We start from the raw sequence: 16,224 nt of genomic DNA, 5'->3' as shown, positions 1-16,224 counted from the left end.
TCACGAGTGAGAGGCCGCAGAGCGGTGGAGAACCGAAGCATGCCGACCCCGCCGCGCCGACTCGGCGCACGGCGGCGGCGTCCCGCCGTGCTGGCGATGGCGGCTGCGCTGATCGCGGCCGGCGGGCTGGGCGGGGCGGTGCTGTACAACAGCAGCGGGCAGCGGATCGCGGTGCTGGCGCTGGCCCGGGACGTGCCGATGGGGCAGGTGATCGGCTCGGACGACCTGGTGGTGGCGCACATCGCGGGGGATCCGGCGCTGCACCCGCTGGACGCCCAGGACCTCCAGCGCACCGTCGGGCTGCGGGCCACCACCGACCTCAAGCGCGGGGCGCTGCTGGTCAAGTCCGACCTGACCAGCGACCCGGCGACCCAGCCCGGGCAGCAGATCGTCGGCGTCTCCGCGAAGCGCTCCCAGCTGCCCGCGACCAGGCTGCAGCCCGGCCTGCAGATCCTGATCGTCAACGCGCCCGGCGGCAGCGGCGACGCCGCCACCACCCGCACCCCCGAGACGATGACCGCGGTGGTCGCCGCGGTGGGCAAGCCCGACACCGACGGCAGCACCGTGATAGACGTCGCCGTCGGCCCGGCGGACGGGCCGCGGCTCGCGCTCTGGGTGGCGGGCGGCAAGTTCCAGGTGATCCTGGCGCCCCGAACCGCCGGAGGGTCCTGATGGCCGTGGTGGCCGTGCTCGGCGGGACGGGCGCGCCGGGGGCCACCAGCAGTGCGCTCGCGCTGCTGCTGTCCTGGCCGCTGGGTCCGGGGCGCCGGGTGCTGCTGGTCGAGTGCGACCCGGACGGCGGCGCGGTGCTGGCCGGGGCGCTGGAGGGCCGGGTCGAGGCCGTGTACGGGCTGCGCAACCTGGCCGTCGCGGACCGGCGCGGGCTGCTCGCCGAGACGCTCTGGGAGCAGCTGCTCGACGTCTCCCCGCAGGGCACCGGCGACCGCCTGCTGCTGCCCGGCCTCACCGACCCCACCCAGGCCCCCGGCCTCGCCTACACCTGGGAACCCCTGGTCGAGGCCCTGCGGGCGCTCGAACCGCAGGGCTACGACGTGCTGCTCGACCTGGGGCGCTCCGGCGCGAACGGGGCGATGGCGGTGCTGCCCCGGCGGGCCGACGTGGTGGCCGTGACCGTCCGCACCACCCTGCGCGGGCTCTCCGCCGCCCGGCCCCGGATCGCCGCGCTGCGCGAGGACCTCGACGCCCACGGTACCGGCTCGGACGGGCTCGGCCTGCTGCTGGTCACCGAGGGCCCCTACCCCGAGAGCGAGGTCTCCCGGCAGTTCCAGCTGCCCGTGCTCGGGGCGCTCACCCACGCGCCGCGCACCGCCCGGGTGCTCTCCGACGGGGGCGACACCACCGACCGGCGGTTCATCCGCTCCGAGTTGATGCGCACCGCGCGCAGCGCCGCCGACCGGATCAAGGACGTCGCCGCCGCCCGCCGCCGGCGCCTCGGCGGCCCGGAACCCGTGCAGCCCGCACCGGCCGTCGCCCAGGCCCCGCCCCAGCAGGCGCTGCCCCAACCGCAGCCGGTGCAGCCGCAGTTCCAGGAGCAGCCGCAGTTCCAGGAGCAGCCGCAGCCGCAGCCGCAGCCGTCGCGCCAGGTGCCGGTGCCGCCGCAGCAGCAGGTGCAGGCGGCGCCGTTCGTGGCGGGACCGGTGGCCGGGCCCGCGCACCAGCCGCAGTTCCAGGAACAGCCGCCGCCGCAGTCCCACCCGCAGCAACCGCCGTACCAGCAGCAGTACCAGCAGTACCAACAGCCCTACCCGTACCAGCAGTCGTACCAGCAGCAGGCGCCGCAGGTGCCGGGTGCGGGCGGGCAGTTCACGGGGGAGTGGCCGGTCCGGATGGAGGCGCCGCAGATCTCGTACGCCGCGCCGCACATAGCGCCGCCCGCGGTGCCGCAGCCGCCGGTGCCCGCGCCGTTCCCGGGGCAGCAGGGGCAGCAGGTGCAGCAGGGACAGCAGGGGCAGGACGGTTCGGAGGGTGAGGAGGTGTGGCGTGCGCGCTAGCCCGTACCAGGGGCCGCTGCCTCCGCAGCAGCCGGTGAACGGACAGGTGGTGCAGGGGGGGTCGGCCGACGCGGCCGGGCTGCCCTGGGGGAAGCCGACGGCGGCGGAGCCGCAGGTGCGGACCGGGCCGGTGGCGTCGGGGGTGCCCGCGCTGTCGGCGGCCGGCGCGCGTCCGGCGGTGGACCCGCAGGTGGCGCGGGAGTTGAAGCGGCAGGTCGCGGCGGAGCTGCACCAGCAGCTGTCGCGGCTGGCGCAGGCGTCCGGCGGCGAGGCGGACCGGGCGACCCGGCGGCAGCGCGGGCGGGCGCTGATCGAGGAGGCGGTGGCCCGCTGGTCGGACGCGTACGCGCAGACCCACGGGATCCCGCCGACCCGGGAGCAGGACCGGGTGCTCGCCGAGGCCGTGTACGACCTGCTGTTCCGGGCCGGGCGGCTGCAGCCGTACCTGGACGACCCGGAGATCGAGAACATCCTGATCAACGGGTGCGACGACGTGTGGATCTCGCGGGTGCACCAACCGCTGCGGCAGGTGCCGCCGGTGGCCGACACCGACGAGGAACTGGTCGAGCTGCTCCAGGACCTGGCGCGCCAGCACGGCGGCGGCGAGCGCAGCCTGTCCACCGCCAGCCCGATGCTGGCGCTGCGGCTGGAGGGCGGGATGCGCCTGCAGGCGATGACCGAGGTCACGCCCCGTCCGTACGTGGCGATCCGCCGGCACCGGGTGGCCAGCGCCACGCTCAGCGACCTGGTCCAACTCGGTACGGTGGACGGCACGTTGGCGGCGTTCCTGGCGGCCGCGATCCGGGCCCGGAAGAACGTGATGATCACCGGGACGCAGGGCGTCGGCAAGACCAGCCTGCTGCGCGCGATGGCCGCCGAGATCCCGCCGGACGAACGGGTCGGCACCCTGGAGTCGGAGTTCGAGCTGTGGCTGCACACCCTGGGCCACCTGCGGCAGGTCGTCCCGATGGAGGCCCGCGAGGGCAACGGCGAACGCGTGGACGGGCGCCTGGCGGGCGAGTTGACGATCGGCGAGCTGATCCCGGCGGCGCTCCGGATGACGCTGTCCCGGATCATCGTCGGCGAGGTCCGCTCCGCCGAGGTGGTGCCGATGCTGCGGGTGATGACCAACGGCGAGGGCGGCTCGATGTGCACCCTGCACGCCCGCGGCCCGCACATGGTGGTCGACCGGATCGCCGAACTCTGCCTGGAGTACGGCGCTCACATGACCGACACCCTCGCCTACCGGCTCACCGCCAACGCCGTCGACTTCATCGTGCACGTCACCATGGTCGACGAGACCGCGGTCGGCGGCCGCCGGCACCGCTTCGTCTCGCACGTGCTGGAGGTCGCGGGCCTCGGCGAGTCCGGCCGCCCCGCGCTGAACACCGTCTTCGGGCCGCGCCCGGAACTCGGCGAGGTCCGGGCCGTGCCCGTCACCCCGCCGCACTGCCTGGACGACCTGCGCCGGGCCGGATTCGACGCGGGCCTGCTCGGCTCCCCGTACGGGACGTGGGGCGCGCCGCTGGCGCTGCGGATCGGGGGGATGCGCTGATGCTGCTGCTGTACGTGCTGTGCGGGCTGGCGCTGGCCGGCGGGCTGGTCGCGCTGGCCGCCGGACTGCGCGGGCGACCCCTGGACGAGGAGGAGCGGGACAACCCGCTGGAGGGCCGGCTGCACACCCTCTGGTACGGGGCGCCCGGCACCGCCTCGCCCGGCATGGCCCGGCTGCGCCGCACCCAGCTGGCGCTGGCCCTGATCGGCGCGCCCGGCGGCTGGCTGTTCACCGGCATCCCGCTGGTCGCGCTGCTCGTCCCGGCCGCCGTGTTCGGCCTGCCCTGGCTGTTCGACGCGACCCGCTCCGACACCCGGCGGATCGAACGGCTGGAGGCGCTCGCCGAGTGGACCCAGCGCCTCGCCGACGTGCTGCTGCTCGGCGTCGGCCTGAACCAGGCGATCATGACCAGCCGGCGCACCGCCCCGGTCGCCCTGGAGGCCGAGATCTCCGACCTGGCGGCCCGGCTGCAGTCCCGCTGGCGTCCCGAGGACGCGCTGCGCGCCTTCGGAGACCAGGTCGCCGACGCCACCGCCGACAAGGTGCTCGCCGCCCTCGTGCTGCGGGCCGGGGACAGCGGACCCGGCCTGGCCCGGGCGCTGGCCGACATGGCGGAGTCGGTGCGCGAGGAGGTCCGGCAGCGGCGCGCCATCGAGGCGGACCGCTCCAAGCACCGCACCACGATCCGCTGGATGGTCGGCATCATCATGCTGGTCATCGTCATCGGCGGCCTCAACCCCCGCTACACCGAGCCCTATTCGACGGTGCTCGGCCAACTGGTGCTGGCCGTCGTGGCGGTGGCGTTCGTGGCGGTGATCGGCTGGATGCGCTCGCTGGCCCGGCACACCCCGCTGCCCCGCGTCCTGGAGGTCGACCGCCGCTCCAAGACCGGCCGACTGCCCGGCCCCGGCGCCGACGGAGCCGCCGGTGCCGGTGCCGGTGCCGGTGCCGACGGCGCCGCGGCCGGGGACGACCCACTCGTGAAGGAGGCCAGGTGATCTCCCCCTGGGCGGTCCTCGCCGGCGGCGCCGCGGCCGGCGGCGTGGCCCTGCTGCTGGCCGAACTCCGGCCCGCGCCACCGGACCTGGGCCAGGCCCTGGACCGGCTGCACCGCGTCCCCGAACCCCGCCGGGCCGAGGACGCCGACGTCGCGCTGCCCTGGTACGACCGGGTCGGCGAGGGCTCGGCGCGGCTGCCCGGGGTGCGCATCCCGCACCAGGCGCTCGCGCTGATCGGCCGCAGCCCGGCCCGCTTCATGGCGCACAAACTGCTGTTCGCCGTCCTCGGGTTCGCACTGCCCGGCTACCTGACGGTGATGGCCGCCGTGGTCGGCGACGGCCTGTCGCCGGCCGTTCCGCTGCTGCTCGGGCCGCTGCTGGCCGGACTGCTCTGGTTCGTCCCCGACGGCATCGTGGCCGGCGAGGCCAAGGAGGCCCGCACCGAGTACCTGCACGGCATCGCCGCGTACCTGGAACTCGTCGCGCTGGAGCGGGCCGCCGACTGCGGGCCCGCCGAGGCGCTGCGCCGGGCCGCCTCGGTCGGGCGCGGCACCGTGTTCCGGCGGATCCGCGACGCGCTGGAGCGGGCCGCCACCGACCGGCTCCCGCCCTGGGACGGACTCGACGCGCTCGCCCAGGAGTTGGGCCTCACCCCGCTCCAGGACGTGGCCGACATCATGCGGATCTCCGGCGTGGACGGCGCCGCCGTCTACGACACCCTGCGGGCCCGCGCCAAGAGCCTGCGCGGCGAACTGCTCTCCGAGGAGCTCGCCAAGGCCAACACCGACAGCGAACGGATGGTCGCCCCCGGCTCCGCCCTGACCCTGCTGATGACCGTCCTGATCGCCTTCCCCGCGGTCTACCAGATGCTCAACACCACCTGACCGCCCCGCGACCCGACCGCCCGACTCCCCGTCCCCTCCGACCTTCCGACCTTCCGACCTCCCGATCGAGCAGCGAACGAACAGCGAACGAACAGCGCCACCCGCCCAACGCGGCACCCCGCACAGAGTCCCTCCCCTCGAAGTCCTGGAGACCACACCATGGCCCGAATCCGCACCGTGGCGGCCGCCCTGCGGCCGCTGCTCCCGCTCCATCTCGTCCGACCCGCCGTCGAGTACCGCCTCGTCAAGCTGCGCGCCGCCCGCGAGTCCGGCGACCGCGGCGCGATCAGCATCGAACTCGCCCTCGCGGTGATCGTGCTGGTCGCCATCGCCGGGACGGTCGTCTACGCGATCACCCAGCTGGGCCAGAAGGTCCAGGGCAACATCCAGAAGGACGTCCCCGCCGGCGGCACCGCGCCGTGATCCGCCGCCCGCACCGGCCCGCCACCCGGCCCGCACCGGCCGGGTGGCTCCCGCGCGCCCGCGGGTCCGACCGGGGGGCGATGTCGATCAGCCTCGCCATCGTCTTCCCGGCCGTGCTGTTCGTGATCCTCCTGGTGGTGCAGGCCGGCCTGTGGTGGTACGCCGAACAGGCCGCGCTGGCCGCCGCCCGGGAGGGCGTGGAAGCCGGACGGATCAACGGCGCGCCGGCCGGTGCGGGCGAGCAGCGGGCCACCGAGTTCGTCGACCGGCTCGGCAACGTGGTCGAACTGGCGCGGCCGCCCGAGCAGACCGGCGGCGACCCCGACATGTACCAACTGTCCGTCACCGTCAAGACGCTCTCCCTGGTGCCGTTCGCCGACCTGGCGGTCACCAAGACGGCCACCGCGCCCCGGGAGAAGTTCGTCCCGCCGGTGGCGCCGTGAGCGGCGGGGGAGCGGGGGACGGAATCGTGGACGGAGTCGTGGACAGGGCGGAGGGGGGAGCGGCGGACGGCGGGGGAGCGCTGCGGCGACCGCCCGTGCGTCGGCGGCGCGGGCTCCGGGACCGGGGCTCGTTCGCCGTCGAGGCCGCGCTCCTGGTCCCGGTGATACTGACCTTCGCGCTGATGGCGGTCGCCGCCGGACGCCTGCAGACCACCGGCGCGGTGGTCGACGCCGCGGCCCGCGCCGGGGCCCGGGCCGCCTCGCTGTCCCACAGCCGGGAGGGCGCCCAGCAGGCGGCCCAGGACGCGGTCGCCCAGGCGCTGGCGGTCCGGCAGGTGCGGTGCGAGACCCTCTCGCTCCAGGACCTGGAGTACCGCCCGCTGGCGGTCGGCGGCGAGACCCTGACCACCGTCGTCGTCCAGGTGTCCTGCGAGGTGCCGCTGGCCGACCTGACCGGGCTGGACAGGCTGCCGGGCAGCAAGACGCTCACCGGCACGTTCAGCTCCGTGCTGGACCGCTACCGGGAAACCGACTGATGGTCTGTCAACTCACCGTGGGGGGAGGGAACGTGAACGCACGAGGCGTGAACTGCCGCGACCGGGGCAGCATTTCGGTCATGGTCGCCATCACCGTCGCCAGTCTCGTCGCCGTGGTCGGCCTGGTGCTCGACTTCGGCGGCCAACTGCGGGCGATGGAACGGGCCGACGCGGTGGCCCAGGAAGCCGCCCGGGCGGCCGGCCAGCAACTCGACATCGACCGGCTGCGGGCCGGCGGCGGCTACCAGGTCGACGCGGCACGGGCCGAGGCCGCCGCCCAGGCGTACCTGGCCTCCCAGCACGTCACCGGTGACGTGGACTTCCCCAAGTACCCCGACCTGAGCGAGATCAGCGTCACCGCCAGAACCACCTACCGAACCTCGCTGCTCGGCGTGGTCGGCATCACCACACTCTCCGTGCAGGGCCACGGCAAGGCCACCCTGCTGCACGGCATCACGGAAGGGAAGACCGGCTGATGGCCGCGCGCGGAGCCGACGACCAGCACCGCAGGGGACGCCGGGAGCGGCGCCCGGGGAACACCGCCGCGCCCGGCCGGCAGCCCGCACCGGTGGCCGCCGGGCGGCGCGAGCGCCGCGGCCGGAGAGGCGCGGGCGGTTCGCTGCTCGCCGCGCTCGGCTCGCTGCTGGCGCTGCTCCTGCTGCTAGCCGGCCTGCCCGCCCTGCTCGGCTACGGCACGCTGGCCGTCGCCGCGACGGGCGACCCCGTCCACGGCGACCTGCTCGCCGCGCTCACCAGCCCCGACGACGGCAGCCTGTTCCTGTGGCTGCTGGTCGGCATCGGCTGGATCGGCTGGCTGTGCTTCCTGTTCTCCGTCCTGGTCGAGGTCCCGGCCCAGCTGCGCGGCCGGGTCGCCCGCCGGATCCCCGCGTTCGGCTGGAGCCAGCGGATCGCGGCCGGCCTGGTCGGCTCCGTGCTGGCGCTGCTCCCGGTCGCCGGATCGGCCTTCGCCGCCACCCCCGAAATCGCCCAGCGCCCTTCCGTCGTCGCCCAGTTGGACGCCGCGCCGACGTACGCCGCACTGCCCGCCGGGGCGCCCGCGGCCGCGCCCGCCGCCGACCCCCAGCAGCCGGTCTACACCGTCCGTGACGCCCGGCCCGCCGACAGCCTGTGGTCCATCGCCGAACGCCAACTCGGCTCCGGCGAACGCTGGACGGAGATCGCCAAGCTCAACGCGGGCCGCCCGATGGACGATTCGGGCACCCGCTTCGACGCCGACCGGCCGATCCAGCCCGGTTGGCGGCTGCTGATGCCCGCCGACGCCAAGTCCGACGCGGGCACCCCGGTGGTCGCCGACAGCGCCGCCGCGCCCGCCCTGCCCGCCGCCCCCGCCGCGCCCGCCCACGGCAGCGTCACCGTGCACTCCGGCGACTCGCTGTCCTCCATCGCGCAGCGGGAGTTGGGCGACGGCGACCGCTGGCCCGAGCTGTTCCAGGCCAACCAGGGCGCCACCGCCCCCGACGGCGAGCGGCTCACCGACCCGGACGTGCTCACCCCCGGCATGGTGCTCACCGTGCCCGGCGCCGTCCAGACCCCGCCGGCCCCCGAGGCCCAGCCGCCCGCGCCGAGCACACCGGACGCGCAGACCCCCGCGCCGAGCGCGCCGGAGGCCACCCCCGCCCCGCAGGCCACCCCGCCCGCGGCCGAGCAGAGCCCCGCCGCCTCGGCGCCCGCCGCGCAGCCGTCCACCGGGCAGCCGTCCGCCGGGCAGGAGACCGGGCAGCCGTCCGCCGACCAGCTGCCCGCCGTCCGCGACCAGCACCCCGTGGCGCGGACCGGCGGCGACTACACGGTGGCGCTGGCCGCCTCCGGCCTCGGCGTGCTGATGGCCGCCGCGCTGATCACCCTGGTGGCCCGCCGCCGCACCGACCAGCAGCGGGCCCGCCGCCCCCGGCACCGGATCGCGCTGCCCTCGGCCGAAACCGGCCGCTTCGAGGCCGAGTTGAAGGCCCGGCAGGACGAGCACGGCCTGGAGCTGCTCAACCGGGCCCTGCGCACCCTGGGCCGCAACACCGTGCGCGGCGAGAAGCGGCTGCCCGCGCTGGTCGCCGCCCGGGTCACCACCGCGGGCACCGTCGAACTGCACCTGGCCGCACCGGCCGTGCCGATCGCCCCGTTCCGGGCCGCGCACGCCCCGAACGTGTGGTGGTGCCCGGCCGACTCCACCGACCTGCTGTCCAGCGGGCAGGCCGCCAAGTACGCGGCCCCGTACCCGGCGCTGGTCACCCTCGGCGCCACCCCCGACGGCTCCACCGTGCTGGCCGACCTGGAGACCGTCCGGCTGGTGCACCTGTCCGGGCACCCCGAGGACGCCGAGGACGTGCTGCGCGCGCTGGCCGTCGAACTCGCCCACAGCCCGCTCGCCGACCGCCTGCACCTGCACCTGGTCGGCATCGCCGCCGACCTGCCCCCGGCCGGCCCCGCCGCCGACCGGGTGCACCACCACCCCACCCTGGAGGCCGCGCTCGCCGCCCTCGGCCCGCGCACCGCCAAGGCCCGCGCCACCCTGATCGGCGCGAACGTCGGCAGCCCCCGCGAGGCCCGCAGCCGGGGCAGCGCGGACGAGGCGTGGCTGCCGGAGATCGTGCTGTCCGCGCAGCCGCCCGCCGGCGGCGTCCCCGCCGAACTCGGCCGCCTGCTCGACGGCCGCCCGCGCACCTGCCTGGCCGTCCTCACCCGCGCCCCCGAGCGCGGCGCCGGACCGGTCGCCCGCTGGACGCTCCCCGCCACCGGCCACGCCCCGCTGCCCGGCCTGCACCTGAGCGTCGAGCTCCAGCGCCTCAGCCGCGAGCAGTACGACCGGCTCGGCGAGCTCGTCCGGGTCTCCGGCGACCTCACCCAGCACCCGGCCCCCGAGTGGACCCTCGACGGACCGCACAACGGCCCCGAGGACGAAGAGGCCGAACTCCCGCTGCCCGTTCCCGCGCTGGCTGCCGTCGGCGCCGCGATAGGAGCCGTTCCCGCCCCGTTCGGCGCGGGCTTCGGCCCGGACGAGGACGAGGACCGGACGGGCACCCGCCCGGACGGCTCGCTCGACGCCCGGCTGATCGCCCTGCTCGGCGGCCCGACCGGCACCGACCAGGCCACGGCCGACGCCCCGCCGCGCACCAGCCTGGACAAGCCCGCCGCCACCGGCACGGCGGTGGAACGCGCGGACGACGGCGCCGCGGCCGGACCCCGGCTGCTGGCCCGGGTGGTCCCCACCGGCAGCAGCCCGTTCGCCGGGCTGGTCCCGACCGCGCCCACCAACCCGTACGCGGTCGTCCCGGTGGTGCCCGTCCAGCCCGCCGCACTGCCACCGGTCGCACCCGCGGTGCCCGCCCCGCCGGCCCCGTCCGCGCCGTCCGCGCCGTCCGCCCCGCCCGTCCAGCCGCGGCACGCCGCCAACGGCCAGGCCCGCAAGGTCACCACGCCGCCGCACGGGACGCCGGTCGACCCCCGGGTCGCCGCCGCGCTGCCCGCCGCGCCCGCCCTGCCCGCGCAGCCGCCGTCCCCGCCGGTGCGGGACGTGCCGTCCACTGCAACCCAGTTCACGCCCGAGTCCGCACCCGAGTTCACGCCCGAGTCCGCGCCCGGGTCGGAGCCGGTGGCGGACGGCGGCACCCGTTCCTTCGAGCTCGCCGCCCCCGCGCCGGTCGAGCAGCCGGTCGAGCAGTTCGTCGAGCAGTTGGTCGAGCAGCCCGCGGTGGCCGAACCGCTGCCCGCGGCGCCGGTCTCCGAGCCGCTACCGGTCCACGACCAGGCGGCGGCCCCCGACCCGCGCTCCCCGGCCCGGCCCTCCGTGCGGCCCGGGAGCGGCCCGGCCCGCACCGACAGCGACGACCTGCTGGCGATCCTGCGCTCGCCGGAGGCCCACCACCTGCGCTCCGCGCCGCGGATCCGGGTGCTCGGGCCGGTCGACGTGCTCGGCGCGGCGGGCAGCGTCGACCCGGCGGGCCGCCCCCGGCTCACCGAACTCGCCGCGTACCTGGCGCTGCGCCCCGGCGCCGAGCACGGCATGCTCGACCGGGACATCCACCCGGGCGCCGCGCACCTCGACCCGAAGGCCACCGCCGAGCGCCTGGCCGACCCGCTGCCGGTCAAACTCGCCGCGCTGGCAGGCTGGTTGGGCACCTCACCGGAGGGCCGCGACTACCTGGGCGTGGTGCCCGCCGACAGCTACACCCTGGCGCCGACGGTCAGTTGCGACTGGGACGAGTTCCGTAGCCTGTACCGGCGCGGCATGCGCTCCACCTCCAGCACCGCCGACGCCGCGCTGGCCCACGCGCTCGCCCTGGTCCGCGGCGCCCCGTTCGCCGAGGCCCCGGCCGGGACCTTCGCCTGGGCGGAGACCGAACGCCAGGACATGCTGGCCGCGATCGTCGACACCGCGCACGAACTCGCCGCCCGCCGCCTCCAGTACGGCGACCACCGCACCGCCGAGGCCGCGATCTTCCGCGCCCTCGCCGTCGCCCCCGAGGTCGAACTCCTGCACCGCGACCTGTTCTACGCCTACGCCTCGGCCGGCGCCCGCGACCAGCTCGTCCGCTCGGTCAACCGCCTGGACGCCCTCAGCCGCCGCACCGGCCGCGACCTGGACCCGGACACCGTGGCCCTGCTCCGCGACCTGCTCACCGGCAGCTGAGCCCGCCCGCCGACCGGGCCAGTAGCCGGGCCGCACCACCGACCGCCGTCGTCCCGCCCGGGGCGGCGGCGGTCGGGGGGTGCCGGGCGGGTCGTACCGGGCGTCAGCGGTGACTCAACCAGTCCTGGAGTTCCTTGTGGCGAAACTGGTAAGAGTCCCCGGACATCCGGAGCAGGCCGGCCTCGTGTGCCCACTCAAGGAAGTCGATCAATTTCCAGGGCAGCAGTCTGCGGCTCAGCAGCAGGACAGCGAAGTACCGGCGTGTCGCGGAACCGGACAGCAGGGATCCTATGGTGAGCCCGAAGCCCGCACCGTAGGCCAGGGTGATACAGAGGAGTCCGAGGATCTGGTCCTCCGCCATGTCCACGGACTGGCTTCCGTCGAGGGCGTCCCGAACGGTGAACCACCCCTGGCCCAGCAGGCCGACCACGGACACCGCGAGTGCTCCGATGGCGGGCCCTGCGACGAACTGGGTGGCAAGGTCTCGGCGGAGCACTCCCCGTGGTCCGATGGTGCGGCGCCGGTCCGCGGTGACGGTGCCGCCGACCAGTGCGTGGACCAACCCGAAGGGGAGGGAGACGGCGATTCCGATGCCGGCCCCGACGCCGAGGGTGGGCGCGTCATCGGGAAGACCGAAGGCGAGGGCGACCAGGAGCCCGAGCATGCCGCCGCCCAGGGCGATGGAGGAGATCACGAAGAAGGACCGGGCGGTCGTGAGCCGGGCGAATCGGAAGTCGCGGGGCGGGGAGTCCTTCACAGCGATCCTGGCGGCACCCCCGATCACTGCCGCTGTCACGATCAGGTCCGAGGCCAGGGTGATCTCCTTCGTGGCCTGGGCGGGGGTCAGGGACAGGATGAGGCCGAGGCCGGCCACAGCCGCGATCATGGTGAGGACGGCGTCCAGCAAGCGGACCCGCAGAAGGCCCGTCAGCTCGCCGAAGGCGTGCGGTACGAAGTCCGTCCGTCCGGTGGTCGTGAGATGCCTCGCGAGGACGGTGAGCCATCGCTCCACCTGTTCGGGGCAGTACCGGTTCGGGCCGGTGGGATGCTGCCGCACGGTGGCAGGAAGGTAAAGGGAGAGGAGGTGCGTGCGGAGCGCTCCGGCGGTGGTGAAGTCGTGCAGGCGGTTCGGCGCCCGCACGTGGGCGAGCGTGTCCGGGTCGCGCTCCTCGTACGCGGCGACGGCCAGGTTCAGTGACCACGGGGTGCCCAGCGCGCGGGCCAACGGGCCGGTCGGTGACGCACGCAGGGCGTCGAGGACCGGTTGCCACCGATCGGGGTCGGTGACGCGGGCGGTGAGGTAGGCGATGGCGTCCGCCGCCGGTACGTGAGTGATCTCGATGTGTGTGGACTCCCGCAGCCGTACGTCGAGCGTGGCCAGAGCGGTGTACCGCTCGGTGCGGCAGGTCAGGATCACGGGTGCGCTGCCCGTCGGGGCCTGGTACGTGTTGAGCTGTTCCAGGGCTCGGACGGCGCGCCCCTTGGCGATGGGAACAGCGACCCGGTCCATTTCGTCCAACCCGTCCAGGACGGGGATCACTTGGTGGTGGTCGACGAGTTGCTGGGCGTCACGATGGCTGATGCCCTGGCTGCGGAACTGTTCGTGGATCTGTTCCGTGAGGAAGGCCCGGAACGACGATGCGGGATCCCAGCTGGCGAGTGAACAGCGTACGGGCACTGGGTCGTCCGGGTTCCGTCCGGGGTCGGTGAGCAGACCCAGGACGAGATCGATCGCCAACAGCGTCTTTCCGGCACCCGGTTCGCCGGTGATGACGAGCCGAGCCGGTCGTAGCCTCCGGTAGTAGTCGGCGACATCGGCCAGTCGACCGTTCGGGGCGGCCCCCGCGGCGTTGTTCGCGGGGGCGGGCAGATGGATAAACGAAAGGTCGATGCGGTGTGCGCCCGCTCCGATCAGCTGTGCCCGCTGCCGGGTCTCAGCGGCGAGCACAGCCCGGGAAAGTGCTTTCGCCCGGCTGCTCGGATCCGTTGCGGCTTCGGCCCGCCGGAACGTGTGAACGGACAGGAGGAGTGCGGCGAGGGCGCTCAACGCACCGAGCACGCTGGCGATCGGGTCGGCCGATCCGACTCCTTTGACGAGCGCCACCACCGTCAGCCCTACGGCGGGTACCACGCAGAGTATGACGGTGGATCTCCAGGTCCACGACCGCAGCATCAATGGATTCCCCAACGCGATGGTTCCGCAAGCACGATGACCTGCGAGGTAGATCGGCACCGTAGCGCGTGACCGCAGCGGACGCGAATGACCTGTTCACCGGCCCGATGCCGAGCCGGTGCGGATTCCGGTGCCGTCGGCGAAAGTGTGGTCGCGGATGGTGATCCCGGAGGGGCGGTACGAGCCGGGCCGGCGGCGTCCTCGTAGGGTGAGGCGAAGGCGCTCGGCGGGCCGACGCCGGTGTTGAAGGCGGTGATCTTGGCATCGGTGGCGCTGACCCGCTCGGTGTTCGTCACACTGATGCTGGTGCCCGCTATGCCGTCTCCCGCCGAACGAGCCCTGTTCACCGGCCGGTCCGGGCCCGTCACCACGCCCGGGGCCACCGCAGTCCGCCCGGGATCCCCGTTCGCCCGGTCGGGGTCGGTCCGAGGGAGTCGAGCGGGCAGGGCGGGCGGTGGCCGATGGGCGGTCGGCGGTCGGCGCGGTGTCAGCCGCCGTCGGCGGCGGCCTCCAGGGCGGCGACGTCCAGCTTGCCCATCTGCAGCATCGCGGCGGTGGCCCGGCGGGCGCGCTCCGGGTCCGGGTCGGCGAGCAGTTCGGTCATCCGGCGGGGCACGATCTGCCAGGACAGGCCGTAGCGGTCCTTCAGCCAGCCGCACGGGCCCGGGGCGCCGCCGTCCGCGGTCAGCAGGTCCCAGTAGCGGTCCACCTCGGCCTGGTCGGCGCAGTCCACCTGCAGTGAGACGGCCTCGGTGAAGGGGAACTGCGGGCCGCCGTTCAGGGCCAGGAACTCCTGCCCGAACAGTTCGAAGGACACCAGCATCACGCTTCCCGGCTCGCCCGGCCCGGCCTCCGAGTAGCGCTGCACGTCGGTCACCCGGCCGTACTCGAACACCGACGCGTAGAACTCGGCGGCCTGTTCGGCCTGGTCGTCGAACCACAGGAAAGTGGTGATCTTCTGTGCCATCGGAAGGGTCCTCCGTTCCCGGACGGTCGCCCGGCCGGACGACCGGACCGCTCCGACGGTAGGCCGTCGGCGGCGCCCGGCGGCGCAGGCGCGTCCGCCCGGCCGTGTCAGGACGGGCACCATGACCCTTCCGGACCCTTCCGGACCCGTCCGCGGTCGGGCTGGCTGCCGCCGGTGCCGCCCAACGCGCCCTGGCCGCACCGCCGCTGGCGGAGTTCGCCGTCCGGCCGGCCGCCGTCACCCCGGTGCGCGCGCGGAGGGTGCGCGGTGGGCGCGCGGCTCGTCGGCGCTCGGCGACTACCGGCACGGGCGCAGCGACCTCGCCCTGGTCGCGGTCCTCCCCGCCGCCCCGGACGGCCGGATGCTGGGCCGACTCGCCGCACTGCACCGGGAGTTGATCGAACAGGAGCCCGACGCGGTAGGACTGCACTGCGGCCACCTGCCGACCGGTGCGCCCGCCGACCCGGCCGCCGCCCACTTCGCCTTCGCCCGGAGCGAGCCGATGCGGCGCCCGGTCACCGCCGTCACCCGGCGCGAACTCCTGCACGGGGGAGAGGTGTTGGCGGGCGAGCGGCCCGGTGCGCTGCTGCTGCCGGTGAGCGACGCCGCACTGCACGCCTTCGTCCGGGCCGGCCTGCGCGACTACTGGCACCCGATCACCGCCCGCCCCGAGCCGTGGCTGCGCGACGTCCGGGTCGACCGCGGTCCGGTCACCGCCGCCCGCGCCACCGCCGCGCTGCGCGAGGGCCGGCTGATCGCCAAGCGCGAGCCGATCGGCCGCCTCCCGGCGCTGGGCGCCCCGCCCGTCCTCACCCCAGAGGTCCGAGCCCAACGCGCCGAGCAGGCCCGGCCGTTCACCCGCGCACTGATCGAACGGGCTCTGGACGGAACGGGGTAAAACTGACGGCAGGTCAGATCGCTTCGCCAAAAAGCGCGGTGAGCCGGGGCAGTCGGGCGGCCCGCTGCTCCGGCGTCCACACCGGTTCGTCGAACTCGGCGTTGCACGGGCTGTCGTGGCCGATCTCCTCCAACGCCTCCTCCAGGCCGTCCTCCTCGCCGGTGAGCTGCTCGTACGCGTAGTGGGCGCAGTAGTCCAGCGCTTCCCACTCCGGGAAGTCGTGGTCGTCCCACTGCTCGTACGGTCGCGCGGCCAGCTGCCGGAAGACGGGGTGGTCGGCCAGCGCGTCCGGGTCGTGCGCGGCGAGGTGGTGGGCCGCGCGGCCCAGGCCGAGCAGCCAGACGTGGAAGTACCACAGGGTGTCGTCGCTGACCAGGTCGCGCAGCACCACCTCCGCCACCGCCAGCGTGCCCGGGGTGTCCAGCGGGGCGCGGGCCTCGTCCAGGCGGAGCTGGAACTCCAGCACCTCGGGCAGCGGCAGGCCGGTCAGCCGCGCGGTCAGCCGCTCGGCCCGCTCGCAGGCCGGGCCGCCCGCCGCGCTCGACTCGACCAGGGCCCAGAATCCGTCCATGTCCATGGCCCGGATCCTGGCACCCGCCGGTGACACTCCGCCCGCCGCCGGATCCGCCCACTGCCGGATCCGCCCACTGCCGGTGGCACCCGGCCCGCCGCACGGTCCGCTTGACCTCAAGT

General features: G+C 75.3%; 14 protein-coding genes. 11 read left to right on the top strand and 3 right to left on the bottom strand.

The window, feature by feature from the left end; all coding sequences use genetic code 11:
• The first annotated feature begins 39 nt into the window (after positions 1 to 39).
• From ACWEO5_RS12380 to ACWEO5_RS12335, 10 genes are all read left to right on the top strand, one after another.
• Positions 40 to 672, top strand: coding sequence for an SAF domain-containing protein (locus ACWEO5_RS12380; protein ID WP_452162355.1), 633 nt, complete (start codon positions 40 to 42; stop codon positions 670 to 672).
• On the top strand, positions 672 to 2,012 hold the full coding sequence (locus ACWEO5_RS12375; protein WP_452162354.1) for a hypothetical protein: 1,341 nt from the start codon (positions 672 to 674) through the stop codon (positions 2,010 to 2,012). The genes ACWEO5_RS12380 and ACWEO5_RS12375 overlap by 1 nt, the downstream gene beginning before the upstream one ends.
• Positions 2,002 to 3,567, top strand: coding sequence for a CpaF family protein (locus ACWEO5_RS12370; protein WP_452162353.1), 1,566 nt, complete (start codon positions 2,002 to 2,004; stop codon positions 3,565 to 3,567). Before ACWEO5_RS12375 ends, ACWEO5_RS12370 begins: the two co-directional genes overlap by 11 nt.
• Complete coding sequence (locus tag ACWEO5_RS12365; protein ID WP_452162352.1) at positions 3,567 to 4,565, top strand: type II secretion system F family protein; 999 nt, start codon at positions 3,567 to 3,569, stop codon at positions 4,563 to 4,565. The genes ACWEO5_RS12370 and ACWEO5_RS12365 overlap by 1 nt, the downstream gene beginning before the upstream one ends.
• Positions 4,562 to 5,449, top strand: a complete 888-nt coding sequence (locus ACWEO5_RS12360; RefSeq protein ID WP_452162351.1) for a hypothetical protein — start codon at positions 4,562 to 4,564, stop codon at positions 5,447 to 5,449. Before ACWEO5_RS12365 ends, ACWEO5_RS12360 begins: the two co-directional genes overlap by 4 nt.
• A 159-nt stretch (positions 5,450 to 5,608) precedes the next feature.
• Positions 5,609 to 5,872, top strand: coding sequence for a hypothetical protein (locus ACWEO5_RS12355; RefSeq protein WP_176191250.1), 264 nt, complete (start codon positions 5,609 to 5,611; stop codon positions 5,870 to 5,872).
• Positions 5,873 to 5,952: 80 nt separating this feature from the next.
• On the top strand, positions 5,953 to 6,315 hold the full coding sequence (locus tag ACWEO5_RS12350; RefSeq protein ID WP_344554236.1) for a TadE/TadG family type IV pilus assembly protein: 363 nt from the start codon (positions 5,953 to 5,955) through the stop codon (positions 6,313 to 6,315).
• Between the two features lie 38 nt (positions 6,316 to 6,353).
• On the top strand, positions 6,354 to 6,851 hold the full coding sequence (locus ACWEO5_RS12345) for a TadE/TadG family type IV pilus assembly protein (protein WP_452162350.1): 498 nt from the start codon (positions 6,354 to 6,356) through the stop codon (positions 6,849 to 6,851).
• On the top strand, positions 6,851 to 7,327 hold the full coding sequence (locus ACWEO5_RS12340; protein ID WP_452162349.1) for a pilus assembly protein TadG-related protein: 477 nt from the start codon (positions 6,851 to 6,853) through the stop codon (positions 7,325 to 7,327). The genes ACWEO5_RS12345 and ACWEO5_RS12340 overlap by 1 nt, the downstream gene beginning before the upstream one ends.
• Positions 7,327 to 11,493, top strand: coding sequence for a LysM peptidoglycan-binding domain-containing protein (locus ACWEO5_RS12335; RefSeq protein ID WP_452162348.1), 4,167 nt, complete (start codon positions 7,327 to 7,329; stop codon positions 11,491 to 11,493). Before ACWEO5_RS12340 ends, ACWEO5_RS12335 begins: the two co-directional genes overlap by 1 nt.
• A gap of 103 nt (positions 11,494 to 11,596) precedes the next feature.
• On the opposite strand, the gene ACWEO5_RS12330 is transcribed toward ACWEO5_RS12335, so the two are convergent.
• Both ACWEO5_RS12330 and ACWEO5_RS12325 read right to left on the bottom strand, forming a co-directional pair.
• On the bottom strand, positions 11,597 to 13,624 hold the full coding sequence (locus ACWEO5_RS12330) for an NACHT domain-containing protein (RefSeq protein WP_452162347.1): 2,028 nt from the start codon (positions 13,622 to 13,624) through the stop codon (positions 11,597 to 11,599).
• Positions 13,625 to 14,153: 529 nt separating this feature from the next.
• Positions 14,154 to 14,633, bottom strand: a complete 480-nt coding sequence (locus ACWEO5_RS12325; protein ID WP_344554230.1) for a VOC family protein — start codon at positions 14,631 to 14,633, stop codon at positions 14,154 to 14,156.
• A gap of 361 nt (positions 14,634 to 14,994) precedes the next feature.
• Between ACWEO5_RS12325 and ACWEO5_RS12320 the strand changes: the two genes are divergently transcribed.
• Positions 14,995 to 15,531: a nucleotidyltransferase gene (locus tag ACWEO5_RS12320; protein ID WP_452162346.1), complete on the top strand. Its 537-nt coding sequence runs from the start codon at positions 14,995 to 14,997 to the stop codon at positions 15,529 to 15,531.
• A gap of 13 nt (positions 15,532 to 15,544) precedes the next feature.
• Here the strand turns inward: ACWEO5_RS12320 and ACWEO5_RS12315 are convergent, their stop codons facing one another.
• A complete protein-coding gene (locus ACWEO5_RS12315) occupies positions 15,545 to 16,108 on the bottom strand; it encodes a DUF4240 domain-containing protein (RefSeq protein WP_452162345.1) in 564 nt (187 codons plus the stop codon).
• Positions 16,109 to 16,224 lie beyond the last annotated feature (116 nt).

The sequence above is a fragment of the Kitasatospora sp. NPDC004272 genome, from assembly GCF_053603035.1.
Note: the sequence above shows the minus strand (reverse complement) of the source record. Positions and strands in the feature narration are given on the sequence as shown.

Bases quoted from the DNA above. Each gene is read 5' to 3' on its own strand.
- ACWEO5_RS12375 (WP_452162354.1), top strand. From the start codon at position 672: ATGGCCGTGGTGGCCGTGCTCGGCGGGACGGGCGCGCCGGGGGCCACC.
- ACWEO5_RS12325 (WP_344554230.1), bottom strand. From the start codon at position 14,633: ATGGCACAGAAGATCACCACTTTCCTGTGGTTCGACGACCAGGCCGAA.
- ACWEO5_RS12365 (WP_452162352.1), top strand. From the start codon at position 3,567: ATGCTGCTGCTGTACGTGCTGTGCGGGCTGGCGCTGGCCGGCGGGCTG.
- ACWEO5_RS12340 (WP_452162349.1), top strand. From the start codon at position 6,851: ATGGTCTGTCAACTCACCGTGGGGGGAGGGAACGTGAACGCACGAGGC.
- ACWEO5_RS12350 (WP_344554236.1), top strand. From the start codon at position 5,953: ATGTCGATCAGCCTCGCCATCGTCTTCCCGGCCGTGCTGTTCGTGATC.
- ACWEO5_RS12355 (WP_176191250.1), top strand. From the start codon at position 5,609: ATGGCCCGAATCCGCACCGTGGCGGCCGCCCTGCGGCCGCTGCTCCCG.
- ACWEO5_RS12320 (WP_452162346.1), top strand. From the start codon at position 14,995: ATGCTGGGCCGACTCGCCGCACTGCACCGGGAGTTGATCGAACAGGAG.
- ACWEO5_RS12335 (WP_452162348.1), top strand. From the start codon at position 7,327: ATGGCCGCGCGCGGAGCCGACGACCAGCACCGCAGGGGACGCCGGGAG.
- ACWEO5_RS12315 (WP_452162345.1), bottom strand. From the start codon at position 16,108: ATGGACATGGACGGATTCTGGGCCCTGGTCGAGTCGAGCGCGGCGGGC.
- ACWEO5_RS12380 (WP_452162355.1), top strand. From the start codon at position 40: ATGCCGACCCCGCCGCGCCGACTCGGCGCACGGCGGCGGCGTCCCGCC.